This is a genomic window from Micromonospora arida (assembly GCF_003857035.1).
GTDB lineage: Bacteria > Actinomycetota > Actinomycetes > Mycobacteriales > Micromonosporaceae > Micromonospora > Micromonospora arida.
In genome coordinates this window covers 1-16,701 of the sequence record NZ_QGSY01000258.1, presented here as the reverse complement: position 1 = coordinate 16,701, position 16,701 = coordinate 1, and the positions used below count along the sequence as shown (strand labels likewise).

The window sequence follows — 16,701 nt, the reverse complement described above, 5'->3', positions numbered from 1 at the left end:
GGGTTTCGCATTTCGAACGTCTGGTATTCGGAGGTCATCGGAGGGTGGTCGAAGACGGGTGAGCCGGGCACGCCGGGGCATGTCCCTGGTGACTGCCGTCATCCTCACCGCAGGGTTGACCGCTTCGCTCAACACGTCCATGCCCGAGGCGAGCGCAGCGGCGGTGACGCCCGGAGCGCTGCCGTCGGCCTGCCTTGATGCTGACCCGAAGGCGAACGCCCCGAGGATCGTGTGGGCGAATCCGAAATTCGTGATGGGCAACATGTTCCTGGGTCTCGCGTCGGTGGTTTCCTACGCGATCACCGCGGAGAACGAGAAGGCGGACAAGGTCAAGGAGGCCGTTCGGCGGGTGGCGTACTGCTTCCCCGGCTACAACGTTGTGATCGCCCAGCCCCACAACGGCAGCACGCAACACATGACGGAGGCGTACTTCGTCACCACGATCGAATTGAGTGACACGAAGTATCGGGTGTACGTCTTCAAATCCGGCACCTTCTATCAGGCCGGTGACCTCGGCTACAAGAACTGGGGCTACAACGGATACTTCACCAAGAGCGACGATGGACGGACCGTGACCTTCACGACGCCGCCGCTTCCCGAGCGGCGCTCGGGATGGTCTTCTGGTCCGCAGTGTGAGGTGACGACCCGCGACCGGGTGGATCGCACCATCTACTACAGTCTCTACGACGGGTTGAGCAAGGACGCACAGAGCAGACACGTACGGGCACTGCTCAACGATGTGCGCACCTGCTTCCCGAACTACAACGTCATGGTGATGCACGACGAGCAATCGCACGAATGGTTGTCCCCGCCGACGTCGCAGGTGTACGCGAGTGCGTTCAGCATGCAGGACTACGACGCGAACGACTCGACCGAGGTTGGACGGCCATCCGGGGTAGCGAGCCGAGGCCGCTACGACGTTCATGTGTTCAAGACAGGCACGTTCCACAACATGGGCGACGGCGGCTGGAACAACTGGGCGTTCTACGGAAACTTCACCCGCAGCTCGGACGGCATGACGGTGGCGTTCACCGATCCGGCGACGGCCGACCTCACCTTCGACCCCATGGCCGGATTCGCCGATTCCAACTTCGATTCCGATACTCCGCAGTACACGTCGACCGCGAACGGACCGTACCCGGGATGCGGCTACACCGGGTCGGTGCCCGGCGACCGCGGGGAGCTCGTCCGGTCGCTGACCACCGAGTACCAGAAGTGCTTCCCTGACACGAACATCCTCGTCGTCAAGTCGATCGACCAGTTCTCCTTTGGTTATCTCTCGAACTTGAAACACCTCGCGAACGTGAATGGCATGACCGTCTTCGCGCTCGACGTCGGCGTGGTGAAGAACAACGGCGACGGCGGCTGGATCAACTGGGGATTCAACGGCAACTACGAACGCGACGGTGACTCCACCGTCTACTTCACCCACGGTACGCCGCCGGGCCCTCCCGTCCCCGGTCCTGATCCGACTGGCAGCGTCAGGGTGATGGTGGTGGGTGATTCGATGAGTCAGGGTGAGGAGGGCGACTGGACCTGGCGTTACCGGCTGTCGGAGTGGTTCAGGGAACAGGGCGTGGACGCCGAGTTCGTTGGCCCCTATAAGGGCACCGTGCCTGCCCGGGCACCCGGACGTAAACCGCCAACTCTGCAAGGGCAATTACCCGAGCCTGAGGACAAGTCGACACGTTTCGACGGCAAGTACGACCAGCGTATGAGCTTCGACGATGACGAACACTTCGCGATGTGGGGCCAGCAGGCAGCGATTGTCAAGAACCTGATCCAGTACCAGGTGCAGCAGCAGAAGCCTGACCTGATCCTGCTCGGCCTGGGCTTCAACGATCTGGGCTGGTCCGTCACCGACGCCCAGGGGACCCTGGACAGCACGAAAACGTTGGTCGACGAAGCCCGCAAAGCCAATCCCAACATCAAGCTCGCGATAGCCAACGTCCCACAACGCACCCTGCTGAACGTCAACAGACAGCTACCCGACAAGACCAATGACTACAACTCCCGGCTGGCCCAGGCGATCCCGACCTGGCACACCAACCAGTCACCAGTGAAGCTAGTCAAATGGCGCGAAAACTATGACTGCGGACCCACCAGCTGCCCCGCCGGCTACGACGGACTGCACCCCAACGCCACAGGCGAATACCAAATCGCCCGAGCATTCACCGAAACCCTGCACAACGACTTCGGATACGGCACCAAACCCCTCGACATCCCCACCACCATCCCCAACCGACCCACCCCCACACCCGCCGGAGTCACCGCCGGCGAAGGCCCTCAAGGCGTCACCGTCAACTGGAACAAGGTCTTCGGCGCCCACGGATACACCGTCCGCTCCCGGATGGTCGGCGCCACCACCTGGAACGAATCCCGCGTACAGGCCAACCGCCACGAAACCCTCTCCGTCAAAGGCCTGACCTGGGAATACCAGGTCCGCACCGACAACGGCGACACCGACGACCAAAAATCCGCCTGGTCACCCATCAGAACCGCGACAGCCAACCCGACGGCACCTGCCGGACCCACCGGAATCATCACGCAGCCCACCGCCACCGGCTTCACCATCACCTGGGGCGTACCCACCAACGCGGGCGCCATCGAACGCTACGAAGTCCTCTACTGGGACCAGGACACCCCCAACGCCATCCTCTCCAGCACCGGCATCAAAGGCTTCTCCGCCCGCATCGACGGCCTCAAGCCCAACCACCGCTACATCATCGCGGTAGCCAGCTGGAACACCACCGGCTCCGGCGTCCCCAACAGCGCACGCCCCATCAGGGTCGGCACCACAACCCCCACCGCACCCACCGGCCTACAGATCAACTCCCTCGACGCCAACACCGTCCAACTCACCTGGACCAAAAACGACACAGCCGCCGGCTATCGCGTCTGGACCCGCGACCTCACCAACGGCAGCCCCCTGACCCCAAGCGACCAAACATTCACCGAACCCACCCACGGCATCGCCTACCTAACCTCAGGCTTCTGGAACTACGAATACTGCGTCACCTCCATCAACGGCACCCTCGAATCAGCCCGAACCACCTGCGTGACCCCCACACGACCAGCCGGCAGTTGACCGTCACACCTTGACCACAACCAAAAGCTGGGCCCCGGAACCGTCACCACGGCTCCGGGGCCCAGCCGGGTCTGTGGATCTAAAGGTGTTTCCGGCCTCACCTGCCGGGCCGGCTCGCAGCGCTACCCCGACCGCTGACCTGAACCAAAACCCCGCCCCTGCAACAGGATCGAGGAACCCGGCCACGCGCCGGGCCACAACCATGCCCAACGGCAAGAACCTCGTCAGCAACGACCAGAACAACCAAGATCAATCACTGATGAAAGACCGAGGCTAAAGAAGCAACCGGCCCGGTCCCGCCGCGTTTGCAAGGGGCTCCTGCCCCCGTGGAGGGCATGCCCCGCACCTGGGGTGGGTACGCTGCGGGTGCGTCGGCCTTCGACCCTCACCACTTCGCGGTCTGGGGCCGTCAAGCGGCCCAGGTCAAGAATGAAATTTATGCGCAGGTAGCGGAGCGTAAGCCCGACCTGCTCCTGGTGGGGCTGGGGTTCAACGACCTGGGCTGGGTCGTCGACAACCCCGAGGGGACCATCGCCAGCATGAGGACGCTGGTGAGCGAGGCTCGTGCCGCCAACCCCAACATCAAGTTGGCCCTGGCCAACGTCCCTCAGCGCACCCGCCTCGGCGCCAACCCGAACCTGCCAGCCAACACCGATCGCTACAACACACTGCTGGCCGCCTCGATCCCGTCGTGGAGCACCAGCCAGTCCCCTGTGGCGTTGGTCGACTGGCGCGGGAACTACGCCTGCGGGCCCGACGGCTGTCCGGACGGCTACGACGGGCTGCACCCCAACGCCCGTGGCGAGTTCAAGATCGCCCAGGCGTTCCAACGCACCCTCGTCAACAACTTCCGCATCGGGACCAGCGTGCCCGCCATCCCCACCACCATTCCAGCGCGGCCCACGCCCGTGCCGAGGAACGTCGTCGTCGAGCCCGGCCCCCAGGGCCTCAAGGTGACGTGGGATGCGGTCTTCGGTGCCCACGGATACACCGTCCGGTCCCGTCTTGTCGGCTCCGCGAACTGGGGTGAGTCCAGGGCGGCGGCCAACCGTCACGACACGCTCTCTGGCCATGGCCTGAAGTGGGAATACCAGGTCCGCACCGACAACGGCGACACCGGTGACCAGAAATCCGCTTGGACGTCCCCGACGGCGCCCGTGGTGGCGAGCCCGACGGCCCCTCCGGGCCCGTTCCCGATCGTCACGCGGGCCACCAGCACCGGTTTCGACATCACCTGGGGTCAAACCGTCGGGGCGGTAGAACGTTTCGGGGTCATCTACTGGGACCAGGACGACCCGGGCGCATTCCTCGGCTCCGTCGGAATCAGGGGTCAGGCGGCCCATATCGACGGTCTGGAAGTCGGCCACCGCTATCTCGTCTGGGTATCGAGTTGGGACACCAGCGGCGGCGGAGGGGTGCCGAATCCGGGCCGCCCCGTCCTGGTCGGCGGCGGAACTCCCGCGGCGCCGAGCGGCCTGAAGGCCGTTGTCATCGACGCCTCAAGCGTCAAGCTCGACTGGAACAAATCCACCGATGCGGCTGGCTATCGCGTCTGGGTTCGCAACCTCGGCAATGGCGACGAGGAGCATGTGAGTCCCGAGAACATCATGGATACCACCTGGGGCGTCGGGTTCCTGGTCGCCGGCGCCATGAACTACGAATTCTGCGTCACCGCCATCAACGGCGCATTGGAGAGCGCCAAGACCACCTGCACGAGGCCCGTCCGGTCCTGACCGGTGTGCTGTGGCGCGGTCGGCTGACCGCGCCACAGCCACGCGACCACGAATGGTTCGCCCCCCTGTCGGCCCTCGTTGAAACCGGACGTTCGCCGTCGCGGCTGATGGCACCCGGGTCAGGGCCGTTGGTTCGGTGCCGGGCGAGTGTCGGGCCCGGTCAGCGGCGCCTCGGCCAGGCCGCGGACGACGACCACCGGGGCTGGGGAGTGGTAGAGCAGGGACTGGGCGACCGCGCCCAGCATGGCCCGGCCCGGTTCGTCGCCGCGGGCGGCGACCAGCGCCACCTGCGCGTTGCGGGAGGTGTCGATCAGCACCTCGGCGGGGTCGCCGCGTACCACGCGACACTCGGTCGGCACGGTGTTGTCGCGGCCGGTGTGCCGGGCCAATGCCTCGGTGAGTTGCTCGGCGACCGCGTCGGTGTCCTCGTCGTACTCCACCACCCGCAGGGCCAGCAGTCGGGCGTCGCGGCGGGCCGCGCATTCCACGGCCCACTGCAGGGCGAGGTGTGAGCTGGGCGAGCCGTCCACCCCCACCAGCACCGGGCCCTGCGGTGGCGGCTCACGCCGGACCACCAACAGGGGGCAGCCGGCCCGGGCGGCCAGCTGCACGGCGGTCGTCTCGGCCGGAACGCACTGACCGCTTCCCGCCATGCCGCTGTCGCCGACGGCCAGCAGGAAGGTGCCCTCCGAGCGGCGGATGAGGGTGGGCAGCACAGAGCTCTCGACGATCTCCCCGCGTACGGTCAGCCCCGGCTCGGTCTGGTGGGCGAGCTGGGCGGCGCGGGTGATCAGTTCTTCGGCCTGGTCGCGGGGTGCGGCGACGGTGTCCGCGGCGAAGGCCGCGCTCCAGTCGAAGGTGTGCAGCAGGTGCAGTGGCCGGCCGTGGTCGGCGGCCTCCTGCGCGGCCTGTTCGACGACCGGGAGGTCGAGTTCCGACCCGAGGCCGACCAGCACCGCTGCGTCGGCGGGTGCGGCCATCCGATATCACCTCCCGGGCGTCGCGCCCGGCACGACCAAGCTGTCCCTGACCGAGGGTAGTCGGATGAGCACGGCGGCGCGGCGTCGTTGCGTTATCGCCCGCTCGCCCGGCTGGAGAGGACCCGGTCCCAGTCGACGGCGCGGGCCCAGTCGGCGTAGCGGTGCCAGGCGACCTCGGGGTGCGCGGCGTGCAGGGCGTCGACGTCGACGAAGTCGGTGTTGTCCTCGAAGCGCTGGAACATGTCGGCGATCTCGTCGCCGGCCCACTGCCGGACCTGGTGCAGCGGCAGTTGCTGGTACGGGATCTCGCGGCCGAGCACGTCGCTGAGGATGCGGGCCGCCTCCTCGCCGGTCACCCGGTCGGAGACGACATCAATGCGCTCGCCGACGAACCGCTCGGGGTGCTCGATGGCGTGCACGGCGAGGCTGGCGATGTCCCGGACGGTGACCTGGTCCAGCGGCTTGCCGGGGGAGAGCGGGTTGGCCAGGATGCCGTCGTTGAGGCGGCTGAACCCGGTGTTCAGGACGTTCTCCATGAAGTACACCGGTCCGAGGACGGTCGCGCGTCCCTGCTGCCTGCGCAGGTACGCCTCGACGTGCTGTTTGCTGTCGGCGTGGTCGATGTCGGACTCGACCATCCGGTCGGCGCCGCGGACCGAGGAGTAGACGAGGTGCGCCTCGGCCGCCGCGTCGACCAGGAGGCGGCCCTGGGCGACCTCCTCGTCCTTCCCGCCGGTTCCGAACGGTACGGACAGCCCGAAGACCGCGTCGACACCGTGGGCGGCGTCGGCGAGCGCTACCGGGTCGCCCAGGTCACCGACGGCGAGCCGTACTCCGGCGGCGGACAGTGCCCGGGCGGGCGGCGACTCGGGTGAGCGCACGTAGGCGACGACGTCGTGGCCGTGCTGGAGCAGCAGGTCGGCGACGGCACCGCCCTGCCGCCCGGTGGCGCCGATGACGAGAACGGTGGTCACGGGAGGGCTCCTTGTTCGCGGTTCGGGGACGCCGCTGATCCTCTGGCCTCAACCATGGTTGAGGTCAAGCGGTACCGTCGATCAATGCCAAGGCCCCACACCACGTTTCACGAACTCACCGTCGGGCAGGTCGCCGACCGCAGCGGTGTCGCCATCTCCGCGCTGCACTTCTACGAGCGCAAGGGCCTCATCCGCAGCACGCGGACGGCGGGCAACCAGCGCCGGTACAGCCGCGACACCTTGCGGCGGGTCGCGTTCATCCGGGCCTCCCAGCACGTCGGCATCTCGCTGACGGCGATCCGCGAAGCACTGGACCAACTGCCCAGCGAACGCACCCCGACCCCCGACGACTGGGCCCGGCTGTCGGCGGCCTGGCGTACCGAGCTCGACGCGCGCATCGCGCAGTTGCAGGCGCTCCGCGACGACCTCAGCGAGTGCATCGGCTGCGGTTGTCTGTCGTTGCGGGTCTGCCATCTGACCAATCCACGGGACGTGCTCGGTCGTGAGGGCGCCGGAGCACGCCGGTTGCTGTCGCCGCGAACCGATCGCGTCAACCAGGGTTGACATGAGCGTTGGTGTCAACGTATGTTGACGGCATGAGTCAGGCGACAGAACTCGCGGCGGCAGCCGGCAGCACCGACCCCCGGGTCGGGCTGCGCGCCGTCCGCGCGCTACGCCGGCTGCTCGAGCGGCTCGAGGTGGTCCAGGTGGACAACGCCCGTCGACAGGGCTGGTCCTGGCAGGAGATCGCCGACACGCTCGAGGTCAGCCGGCAGGCAGTGCACAAGAAGCACGCCGGGCGACCGGCGGTCAACTCATCCTGGGAGGCGTGATGTTCGAACGGTTCACCGACCGGGCACGCGACGTGGTGCGACGGGCGCTGGAGGAGGCGCGGGTCGAGGGCCAGCGCCCGGTCGGCACCGAGCACCTGCTGCTCGCCCTGCTCGCCGACGAGGCCGGGCTGGCCAGCCGGGTGCTCGCCGACGCCGGGGTACGCGCCGACGACCTGCGCGAACGCATCCACCGGCACACCGCCAGCGGCGGCGCGGGCCTCGGTGACGCGGACGCGGCGGCGCTGCGGGAGATCGGCATCGACCTGGCCGCGATCGTCGCCCGCATCGAGCAGTCCTTCGGCCCGGACGCGCTACGGGAGGCGGTGCCGGCGCCACGCCGCCGCTGGGGGCGTAAGCGGTACCTCGGCGGCCCGTTCTCGCCCCGCTCGAAGAAGGTGCTGGAGCTGTCCCTGCGGGAGGCCCTGCGCCTGCGCCACCGCCACATCGGCACCGAGCACATCCTGCTCGGGGTGCTCCGGGAGGGCAACGGGCTGGGGGCGTTGGTGCTCACCGAATCCGGGGTGGACCTCGACGATCTGCGCCGGCGGGTGGAGCTCGCACTGCGGGCGGCGGCCTGACGGGTGGGGCCGGGTTGAAACCTGTCTGTGGCACTTCCGACGCGCGCCGGTCGCCGGGTCGCTGAAGCCGTCCGGGTGCTGCACACTGACGCCGTGGATGCTGGAGAGGACAGGCGGCCCTCGGGCGGCGACGGCGGGTTGCGCTCCGCGGTGGTGGTCAACCCGGTCAAGGTCGACGATCTCGACGAGTTGCGTCGTACCGTCGACGACGCCCTGACCGCGGCCGGCTGGCCCGCGCCGCAGTGGTACGAGACGACCGCCGACGACCCGGGTCGCGGCCAGACCGAGCAGGCCGTCAAGGCCGGCGTCGACCTGGTCTTCGCCTGCGGGGGCGACGGCACCGTGATGTCCTGCGTCAGCGGGTTGGTCGGCACCGATGTCGCCCTCGCCGTGCTGCCGCAGGGCACCGGCAACCTGCTCGCCGCCAACCTGGGGCTCTCCACCGACCTTGCCGCCGGGTTGCAGGTCGCCGTCGAACGCGGCCGACGGCTGCTCGACGTCGGCGCTGTCGAGGACAAGTACTTCACCGTGATGGCCGGCATGGGCTTCGACGCCCAGATGCTCGAAGCCACCAACGAGACCACCAAGGCCCGCATCGGCTGGCCGGCGTACGTGATGGGTGCCGCCCGCCACCTACGGGACCGGCCGATGCGGGTGCAGATCCGCATCGACGACCGGCCGCCGGTGCGCCGCCGGGCCCGTTCGGTCCTGATCGCCAATGTCGGCCGCCTGCAGGGCGGCGTGACCCTGCTGACCGAGGCCGAGCCGGACGACGGCTGGCTCGACGTCGCCGTTCTCACCCCGCGCAACCTGCGGCACTGGCTCGCGCTCGGCTGGGCGGTGATCCGCCGCAGCGGCCAGGTGCCACAGCTGGAGGTTTTCCGGGGCCGGCGGGTGGTGGTCACCAGCAACCGGGCGCAGCCTCGGGAGTTGGACGGGGACCTGATTCCCCCGGGCCGGCAGCTGCGGGCGGAGATCCGGCCGCAGGCGCTCTGGCTCTGCGTCCCCCAGCCCGAGGACGCCCCCGACCTGGCCGTCGACGCGCAAGGTGCCGGGGAGCGGGGCGAGCAGCTGATCGAGGAAGCACACCGTGAGTAGCACCCGGATCGTGCCGGAGACCCGGCTGATGGCCGACGAGGAGCTGTCCGCCGACGACGCCTGGCACACACTGCGCGGGCAGGGTGGCTGGCACCTGCTGCGGGACGCCTTCATCCGGTTCCGCTACGGCGACGGGTTCAGCCACTCCCGGGCCTTCGCGCTGCAACTCTGCCTCGCCGTGGTGCCGTTCCTGATCGCCCTCACCGGCCTGATCAGCGAGCTGGGCGTCCGGGAGGGCGGCCAGGTGGTCGCCGACACCGTCCTGGCGCTCACTCCCGGCCAGAGCGAGCAGATGGTCTCCGAGCTGCTCGGTGAGGGCGAACGCGTCGAGGACGCGGGAGAGCTGGCGCTCACCCTCGGTCTGCTCACCGGCCTGTTCGCGCTCACCACCACGATGGCCCAGATCGAGCGGGGCGCCAACCGCATCTACGGCGTCGAGCGGGACCGTCCGGCGCTGCAGAAATACCTTCGGGCCGCCGTGCTGGCTGTCACCGCCGGCGTGCCGGCTCTCGCCGGCTTCCTGATCCTGGTCGGCGGCGGCGCGATGGGTGACTCGGTCCGCGAACACTACGAGTGGGGCGAACTCGCCAACGGCATCTGGGACGTGATCCGCTTTCCGCTGAGCCTCGCGCTGACCGTCGTCGCCGTCGCCGTGCTGTTCCGACACGCGCCGCGCCGCAACCAGCCCGGCCTGTCCTGGCTGCTGTTCGGCGCCGGCATCGCCACGGCGCTGTGGTGGCTCGCCAGCCTGCTGCTCGCCGCGTACGTGCGGTTCAGTGACGATTTCGGGCAGACCTACGGCGCCCTGACCGGCATGATGGCGCTGCTGCTCTGGGCCAACCTGACCGGGATGGCGCTCTTCGGCGGGCTGTCCTTCGCCGCGCAACTGGAGGCGCTGCGCATCGGTGTGCGGGAGCCCGCCCAACCGGACCTGTGGGAGCCCGACCCGGACCGCGCCGAGCTGTACGACACCGGGGACATGTCGGCGCTCTAGCGGCACCGGCGTGTACGTGTGACGCGGATCGGGTAAAAGCGCCTCGCCAGACAGACAAGGGAGGTGCGGGGTGACCGCGGTCAAAGAGGTGGCACGGCGCCCGATCGGGCATTTTGCCGAACGGAGCATCGCCGGCCTGGTGGCCGTCACCGGCGCCGGGGTGGCCTTCGGGCTGCTGTTGTTGCTCGTCCGGGTGCAGTGGAGCCCGCTGGAGGATGTCGACCGCGGGCTCGCCGAGTGGTTCAACGGGCTCGTCGCCCCGCACCACGCACTGGTCACCGTGCTCCAGGCGGTGACGGACCTGGGCGGCCGGCCGATCCTCATCTGGCTGGTCACCATCGCCGTGGTCGGGCTGCTGATCCGGCGGCAACCCCGACTCGCCGTCTATCTGATCATCACGGGGGTCGGTGGCCTGATCCTCGACCCGTCACTGAAGACGCTTGTCGGCCGGCTCCGCCCGGTCGTGGACGTGCCGATCGCCAGCGCGCCCGGCAACAGCTTCCCGAGCGGGCACGCGCTCGGCTCGTTCGTCGCGTACGGAGCGCTGCTGCTGGTGTTCCTGCCGGCGATGGCGCCTCGCTGGCGCAAGCCGGCCATCGTCGGCGTCGGTGTGCTGGTGGCACTGGTCGGACTGACCCGGATTGCGCTGGGTGTGCACTTCGTCTCCGACGTGCTGGCCGCCTGGTTGCTCGGGGCCGCCTGGCTGGGCGTCACCGCGTACGCCTTCCGACTGTGGCGGCGGGAGCGGGGGCGGCCGGTGCCTCCGCTGACCGAGGGCCTGGAGCCCGAGGCGGGGCACGACATCGCCCCCGCCCCGGCCGAGGAACATGTGCTGGCCCACCCCCGCTCGGCGGTGGCCGAGCTGCTGGTCGGCTGGGTGATCGTGTTCGGGGCGCTGTACGGCTTCGGCACGTACGTCAGCTACCACGCCAAGGGCACCTTCTTCGACACCCTCGACACCAAGGTGCCGCAGTGGTTCGCCGAGCGGCACACCGAGGTGCTGACCGACGTCAGCTGGTGGTGGAGCAAGTTCGGTGACACCCATGCCATCCTGCTGATCTCGCTGGTGTTCTGCCCGCTGGTGCTGGCGGTGTGGCGGCGCTGGCGCCCGGTGCTCTTCGTGGCGCTGGCGATGGTGGGGGAGTTGACCCTCTTCCTCTCGTCGGCCCGCGCGGTGGACCGGCCGCGTCCGCCGGTGGAGAACCTGGACGGGCAGATGCCCACCTCGTCGTTCCCGTCCGGGCACATCGCGGCCACGATCTGCGTCTGGCTGGCGATCACCGTCATCGTGTTCCCGCGTACCGACCGGTGGTGGCGTTGGATCTTCGTGGCGCTGGCCGTGATCATGCCGGTCGGGGTGGCCACCTCCCGGATGTACCGGGGAATGCACCACCCCACCGACTTCATGGGCGCGATCCTGCTCTCCGCGCTCTGGATCGGCTTGCTCTATCTGGTGATCCGACCGAACGAGGACCTGAAGGAAGGCAACCAACCGGCCATCGAGTCGGAGGACGTGGACACCCTCGACGACGAGCTGGCGCGGGCCGGCCGAGCCGACTAGGCGCCGCCGTCGTGCTACGGGTGATGACCTGGAACATCCGCACCGGCGGCCGGGATCGTGGCGGCCTCGACCGGCTGGATCAGGTGGTCCAGGTCGTCGACGAGCAGGCACCGGACGTGCTGGCCCTGCAGGAGTTGCGCGGCTTCGACCGGGACGGGCTGATGGCCACCGTGGCGGGCCGGGTGGGGATGACGCCCCACCTGGCCCGGTCCTGCTTCGGGCAGCCGGTGGCCGTGCTGGTCCGGCCGCCGTACCGGGTCGTCGACGCCGGGTCGGTGCGTCGTCCGTTCCACCACGCCGCCGCCCGCGTCGTGGTGGCCACGTCCGCCGGTCCGTTCACCGTGCTGGGCACCCACCTCTACCCGTACTCCGGGGGTCGGCGGCGGATGGAGGTCGACTGGCTGGTCGCCGCGATGCGCCGCAGCGAGGGGCCGCTGACGCTGGTCACCGGTGACCTCAACTCGCTCGACCCGACCGTCGACCACACGGCCCGGCTGGCCGGCATGCCCACTCTCTACCGGCGGCGGCACCTGCGTCGCTCCGGCGGCGCCGTGGACACCCGCGCGATCGCCCGACTGCTCGCGGCCGGCCTGGTGGACCTCTGGCCGTCCGGCAACATCGACGCGCCGGAGGCCGAGGGCCACACCGTGCCCACCCGGCTCGGCGGGGCCGAGTTCGCCGGGATGCGGTTGGACTACCTGCTCGGCAGCCCGGCGGTGGCGCAGCGCGCGCACGACTGTCGGGTGATCCGCGACGGCGCGGCGGCCACCGCCTCCGACCACTATCCGCTGCTCGCCACGCTGGAGCTGTCTCCCGGCTGACGCCGCCGTCGGCTCGCGCGGCCGGTGCCACCCGGGACGTGGCGCGGGCCGATTACCGTGCCACCGTGACCGACCGCCGCACCCTCCGCTCGCCGCTGCCCGGTCCGCCGAACGATCACCGGGCCGCGCCACCGGGGGCTCGTCCGGCCGCCGACCCGCCGGTCTCGGGCAGGGCGCAGCCGGCCGCCGTCGCGCCTCCGCTCGTCGCGGCCGTCGCGCGTGGTGTGGCGCTGGTCGTGGTGCTGCCGGTACGCCTGCTCTGGGAGCTGATCGTGGCTGCCGGCCGACTGCTGCACCGGTACCTGCTCCGCCCGGTCGGCCGGTTCCTGTCCCGCTGGCTGCTGGCCCCACTGGCCTGGCTGCTGCACCGGCTGGTCTGGCTTCCGCTGGTGTGGTGCGCCCGGCACCTGCTGTGGCTCCCGCTGGTCTGGTGCGCCCGGCACCTGCTGTGGCTCCCGCTGGTGTGGGTCACCCGCACGGTGATCTGGCCCGCGCTGGTCTGGTTGACCCGTCATGGGCTGCGTCCGGCCCTCGTGGTCCTGGGGCGCGTGCTGGTCTGGCTCGCCAGGTACCTGGTCCTGTGGCCGCTGCGATGGTTGGGCACGGTGCTCACGCCCGTCGGTCGGCTGGTCGTCGCCGCGGTGGTCGGTGCGTGGCGGACGGCCGGCCGGGTGCTGCGACTGCTCCACCGACTGCTGCTGCGCCCCCTGCTGTCCGGAGTCCGGTGGGTCTGGTCGGTGACGGTCGTGCCGGTGGCGCGGGGCCTCAGGGCGATGTGGCGGGCCACCGTCGCGCCCGCGGCCCGCTGGGCCCGTCGTTCGGTGCTCGACCCGGTCCGGCTGGCCGTACGGGAGGTGCTCAACGCCCTGGGCCTGCGCCGTTAGGACGTACGGGGCTCAGAGCACCAGATTCAACAGGACGGTCAGCACCACCGACGCCACGATCGAGAAGAGGATCATCAGGAGGCAGCCGAGGCCGCCGCCGAGCGGGCGGATCTCCGTGTTGCCGAAGCGCATGATGTTCACCTGTCCGAGAGTGCGGGTTGAGGGGCCGCCTCGATGGCGTTGTGCACCGAGTGCGACAGCGTCGCGAGGACCCGCCAGGGCCGGGCGTTCCAGACGTCCCGCACCAGGATCGGGGCCTGCAGCGGCGCCTCGCGCAGGCTGTCCACCAGCCAACGACCGAACTGGCCCCGTCGGGACCGGGCCGCCGGGTCACTCGTCGGTCCGGCCAGCACCAGTGCGCGTACCGCGTCGGGGTGGGTCGCGGCGACCGCGGCGGCCACCTCCGCGCCGAACGAGTGCCCCAGCAGGCAGACCGGCGGCAGTTGGTACGCGGCCAGCCAGGCAGCCAGGTGGTCGGAGTGCCGGCGGACGTCGTACGCGTCCCGAGGGTGTTCGGTGAGTCCGAAGCCCGGCAGGTCCGGCACGTACACCTGATGGGTTGTGGCGAGCGCGACGGCCAGCGGGGTGAGATACCGGTGCGAGACCGCCAGGCCGTGCACGAGCACCACGGGTGGCTCCCCGGTCCCCGGGTCGGCGCTGCGGCGGGTGTGGGTGCGCAGTCCGTCGACGACCCGCCACTCGCTGGTCAGCCCGCCGGCTGGCCGGGGCGCGGCCATGGCGAGCCGCAGCTCGGCCGGCCCGAACCGGCCGACGGCGCTGAGGTGGGTCGACCCGGGCGGTCGGGGTGCCGCGCCTTGGTTCACAGCTCGCGCAGCCGGGGCAGCAGTTGCTCCTGCGCCCAGTCCAGGAACATCGGCTGGGTCTCCCCGCCCACCTGGATGATCGCCACGTGGGTGAAGCCGGCGTCGACGAACTTGCGGAACGCCTCGACGTGCGCGTCCACGTCCGGACCGCAGGAGATGCCCTCGGCGACGTCCTCCTCGCGGACGAACTGGGTGGCGGCGGCGAAGGACTCCGGGCCGGGCAGGTCTGCGTTGACCTTCCACCCCATTCCGAACCAGCGGAACTGGTCGTGCACGATCTTGCGGCACTCCGCCTCGTCGGGGCCGTAGCAGATGGCCACCTGGCCGTAGCGGGGTTGGCCGGCGCCCCCGGCGTCGTCGTACATCTCGATGATGTGCCGGTCGGGTTCGGTGGAGATCAGGCCGTTGCCGTACTCGGCGGCCAGCGTCGCGGACTGTCGACCGGACGCGGCGATGGCCATCGGCACCGGCTGGTCCGGGCGGTCCCAGACGTAGGCGTCGGGCACGTCGAAGTGGTTGCCGGAGAAGGTCAGCGTCTCCCCGTTGAGCAACGGCCGGATGATCTGCAACGCCTCCTCGAACATCTCGTGCCGCTGCTGGACGTGCGGCCAGCCGCCGACCACGTGCTCGTTCAGGTTCTCCCCGGCGCCCAGGCCGAGGGTGAAACGACCATCGGAGAGCGCCCCGATGGTGCTTGCCTTCTGCGCGACCACGGCCGGGTGGTAGCGGCGGATCGGGCAGGTCACGAAGGACATCAGCTCCGCGCGGGAGGTGGCGTGGGCGACCGCACCGAGCACCGACCAGGCGTACGGGGAGTGGCCCTGGGAGTCCAGCCAGGGGTAGTAGTGGTCGGACACCACCAGTTGGTCGAAACCGGCCGCCTCGGCCCGTACCGCATGGTCCACCAGTTGCTTGGGCCCGGCCTGCTCGCTCATCAGGGTGTAGCCGACGCTGACCATCCTGGTGTCCCCTCTCGCTGACGGATCGTTCCCGGGATACCCCGGTGCACGGCGGTCAACCCTCCCGTCCGGTTCGGCTGCCGCAGTGCTTGACGGATCCCGGCCGCCTGCCTACCGTCGGTCTTAACCGGTTAAGAGCCGGGTGTGGCGCACATCCTGTGGTGGGGATGACCGCCCCGTGACGGCCCGCGTCCGCGTGGGCCGTTGCGGCTGTCCGGGCTGCGGGCCCCTCAACTGAACCGGTTGCGAGGACCAATCCACCGTCCTACGCTGATGCCTGCGCCGGGAGCCGGGCGCGGCTGCCGGGCTGCAGCCGCCTTCCCCTGTCACGTCCCCACCCCTGTCGGGCACCGGGGGTCCTCCCTGAGGAAGGCCATGAAGACTCGACTCTCCGCCGCCGGCGCGACCCTGCTCGCGTTGCTCGTCACCGTGCTGGCGTTCGGCCAGCCGGCACACGCCGCGGCTGGCTTCTCCGTCGCTGGCGGCAAGTTGTACGACGCCAACGGCGCCGAATTCATCATGCGCGGCGTCAACCACGCGCACACCTGGTACCCGCAGCAGACCAGCTCGTTCGCGGACGTCAAGGCGCTCGGCGCGAACACCGTGCGGGTGGTGCTCTCCAGCGGCGACCGGTGGACCCGCAACACCAACGCCGACGTCGCCAACGTCATCTCGCTCTGCAAGGCCAACCGACTGATCTGCGTGCTGGAGGTGCATGACACCACCGGGTACGGCGAGCAGAGCGGGGCGATCACCCTCGACCGCGCCGTCGACTACTGGCTCAGCCTCGCCGACGTCCTCGCCGGCCAGGAGAGGTACGTCATCGTCAACATCGGCAACGAGCCGTACGGCAACCAGAACTACGCCTCGTGGGCCACCGACAACGCCAATGCGATCAAGCGCCTGCGGGCCGGCGGGTTGACCCACACGATCATGGTGGACGCGCCGAACTGGGGGCAGGACTGGTCGTTCACGATGCGCGACAACGCCGCGTCGGTCTTCGCCGCCGACCCGGCTCGCAACACCGTGTTCTCCATCCACATGTACGGGGTGTTCGACACCGCTGCGGAGATCAGCGATTACCTGGGTCGGTTCCGCACCGCCGGGCTGCCCATCGTGGTCGGTGAGTTCGGCTTCAACCACTCCGACGGGAACCCGGACGAGGACGCCATCCTCGCGTACAGCCAGGCCAACGGGATCGGCTGGCTGGGCTGGTCGTGGAGCGGCAACGGCGGCGGCGTCGAGTATCTCGACCTGGCCACCAACTTCAATCCGGCGAGCCTGACCGACTGGGGTGAGCGCCTCTTCAACGGCGTCAACGGCATCCGGCAGACCGCCCGCGAGGCCAGCGTCTTCGGCGGCACCCCTCCACCG

At 69.8% G+C, this 16,701-nt stretch carries 16 protein-coding genes; 11 read left to right on the top strand and 5 right to left on the bottom strand.

Annotation, left to right across the window (positions count from 1 at the left end; translation table 11 throughout):
* The first annotated feature begins 88 nt into the window (after positions 1-88).
* Together DLJ58_RS34950 and DLJ58_RS25790 are read left to right on the top strand one after the other, a co-directional pair.
* Entirely contained in the window at positions 89-3,088 is a 3,000-nt protein-coding gene (locus tag DLJ58_RS34950) for an SGNH/GDSL hydrolase family protein (RefSeq protein ID WP_124860088.1), read from the top strand.
* A 335-nt stretch (positions 3,089-3,423) separates the two neighbouring features.
* Entirely contained in the window at positions 3,424-4,821 is a 1,398-nt protein-coding gene (locus DLJ58_RS25790; RefSeq protein ID WP_124860086.1) for a GDSL-type esterase/lipase family protein, read from the top strand.
* Between the two features lie 119 nt (positions 4,822-4,940).
* On the opposite strand, the gene DLJ58_RS25785 is transcribed toward DLJ58_RS25790, so the two are convergent.
* Together DLJ58_RS25785 and DLJ58_RS25780 are read right to left on the bottom strand one after the other, a co-directional pair.
* On the bottom strand, positions 4,941-5,801 hold the full coding sequence (locus DLJ58_RS25785; RefSeq protein ID WP_124860084.1) for a universal stress protein: 861 nt from the start codon (positions 5,799-5,801) through the stop codon (positions 4,941-4,943).
* Positions 5,802-5,893: 92 nt separating this feature from the next.
* Positions 5,894-6,775 (bottom strand): NmrA/HSCARG family protein, encoded by an 882-nt coding sequence (locus DLJ58_RS25780; protein ID WP_124860082.1) that lies wholly within the window; start codon positions 6,773-6,775, stop codon positions 5,894-5,896.
* A gap of 84 nt (positions 6,776-6,859) precedes the next feature.
* On the opposite strand from DLJ58_RS25780, the gene soxR reads away from it, so the two are divergent.
* From soxR to DLJ58_RS25740, 8 genes are all read left to right on the top strand, one after another.
* Positions 6,860-7,339, top strand: coding sequence for a redox-sensitive transcriptional activator SoxR (gene soxR, locus DLJ58_RS25775; RefSeq protein WP_124860080.1), 480 nt, complete (start codon positions 6,860-6,862; stop codon positions 7,337-7,339).
* Between the two features lie 32 nt (positions 7,340-7,371).
* On the top strand, positions 7,372-7,608 hold the full coding sequence (locus tag DLJ58_RS25770; protein ID WP_030336062.1) for an HTH domain-containing protein: 237 nt from the start codon (positions 7,372-7,374) through the stop codon (positions 7,606-7,608).
* Complete coding sequence (locus DLJ58_RS25765) at positions 7,608-8,186, top strand: Clp protease N-terminal domain-containing protein (protein WP_124860078.1); 579 nt, start codon at positions 7,608-7,610, stop codon at positions 8,184-8,186. The genes DLJ58_RS25770 and DLJ58_RS25765 overlap by 1 nt, the downstream gene beginning before the upstream one ends.
* Before the next feature lie 93 nt (positions 8,187-8,279).
* Positions 8,280-9,284, top strand: a complete 1,005-nt coding sequence (locus DLJ58_RS25760; protein WP_124860077.1) for a diacylglycerol/lipid kinase family protein — start codon at positions 8,280-8,282, stop codon at positions 9,282-9,284.
* Positions 9,277-10,278: a YihY/virulence factor BrkB family protein gene (locus DLJ58_RS25755; RefSeq protein WP_124860075.1), complete on the top strand. Its 1,002-nt coding sequence runs from the start codon at positions 9,277-9,279 to the stop codon at positions 10,276-10,278. The genes DLJ58_RS25760 and DLJ58_RS25755 overlap by 8 nt, the downstream gene beginning before the upstream one ends.
* A gap of 70 nt (positions 10,279-10,348) precedes the next feature.
* The gene (locus tag DLJ58_RS25750; protein WP_124860073.1) at positions 10,349-11,839 is read left to right on the top strand and encodes a phosphatase PAP2 family protein; all 1,491 of its coding nucleotides are present in this window, start codon (positions 10,349-10,351) and stop codon (positions 11,837-11,839) included.
* 11 nt (positions 11,840-11,850) lie between these two features.
* Entirely contained in the window at positions 11,851-12,660 is an 810-nt protein-coding gene (locus DLJ58_RS25745) for an endonuclease/exonuclease/phosphatase family protein (RefSeq protein ID WP_124860071.1), read from the top strand.
* A 65-nt stretch (positions 12,661-12,725) separates the two neighbouring features.
* Positions 12,726-13,544, top strand: a complete 819-nt coding sequence (locus DLJ58_RS25740; protein ID WP_124860069.1) for a hypothetical protein — start codon at positions 12,726-12,728, stop codon at positions 13,542-13,544.
* Between the two features lie 12 nt (positions 13,545-13,556).
* On the opposite strand, the gene DLJ58_RS34945 is transcribed toward DLJ58_RS25740, so the two are convergent.
* The 3 genes from DLJ58_RS34945 to DLJ58_RS25730 are packed head-to-tail and all read right to left on the bottom strand — an operon-like array spanning position 13,557 to position 15,327.
* Positions 13,557-13,685, bottom strand: a complete 129-nt coding sequence (locus DLJ58_RS34945) for a hypothetical protein (protein WP_279635911.1) — start codon at positions 13,683-13,685, stop codon at positions 13,557-13,559.
* Entirely contained in the window at positions 13,682-14,368 is a 687-nt protein-coding gene (locus DLJ58_RS25735) for an alpha/beta fold hydrolase (RefSeq protein ID WP_244219123.1), read from the bottom strand. Before DLJ58_RS25735 ends, DLJ58_RS34945 begins: the two co-directional genes overlap by 4 nt.
* Positions 14,365-15,327: a TIGR03557 family F420-dependent LLM class oxidoreductase gene (locus DLJ58_RS25730; protein ID WP_124860067.1), complete on the bottom strand. Its 963-nt coding sequence runs from the start codon at positions 15,325-15,327 to the stop codon at positions 14,365-14,367. The genes DLJ58_RS25735 and DLJ58_RS25730 overlap by 4 nt, the downstream gene beginning before the upstream one ends.
* A 375-nt stretch (positions 15,328-15,702) precedes the next feature.
* Here DLJ58_RS25730 and DLJ58_RS25725 point away from each other — a divergent pair.
* Positions 15,703-16,701 (top strand): glycoside hydrolase family 5 protein (locus tag DLJ58_RS25725; RefSeq protein ID WP_148098011.1); only part of this gene is annotated, 999 nt, incomplete at its 3' end.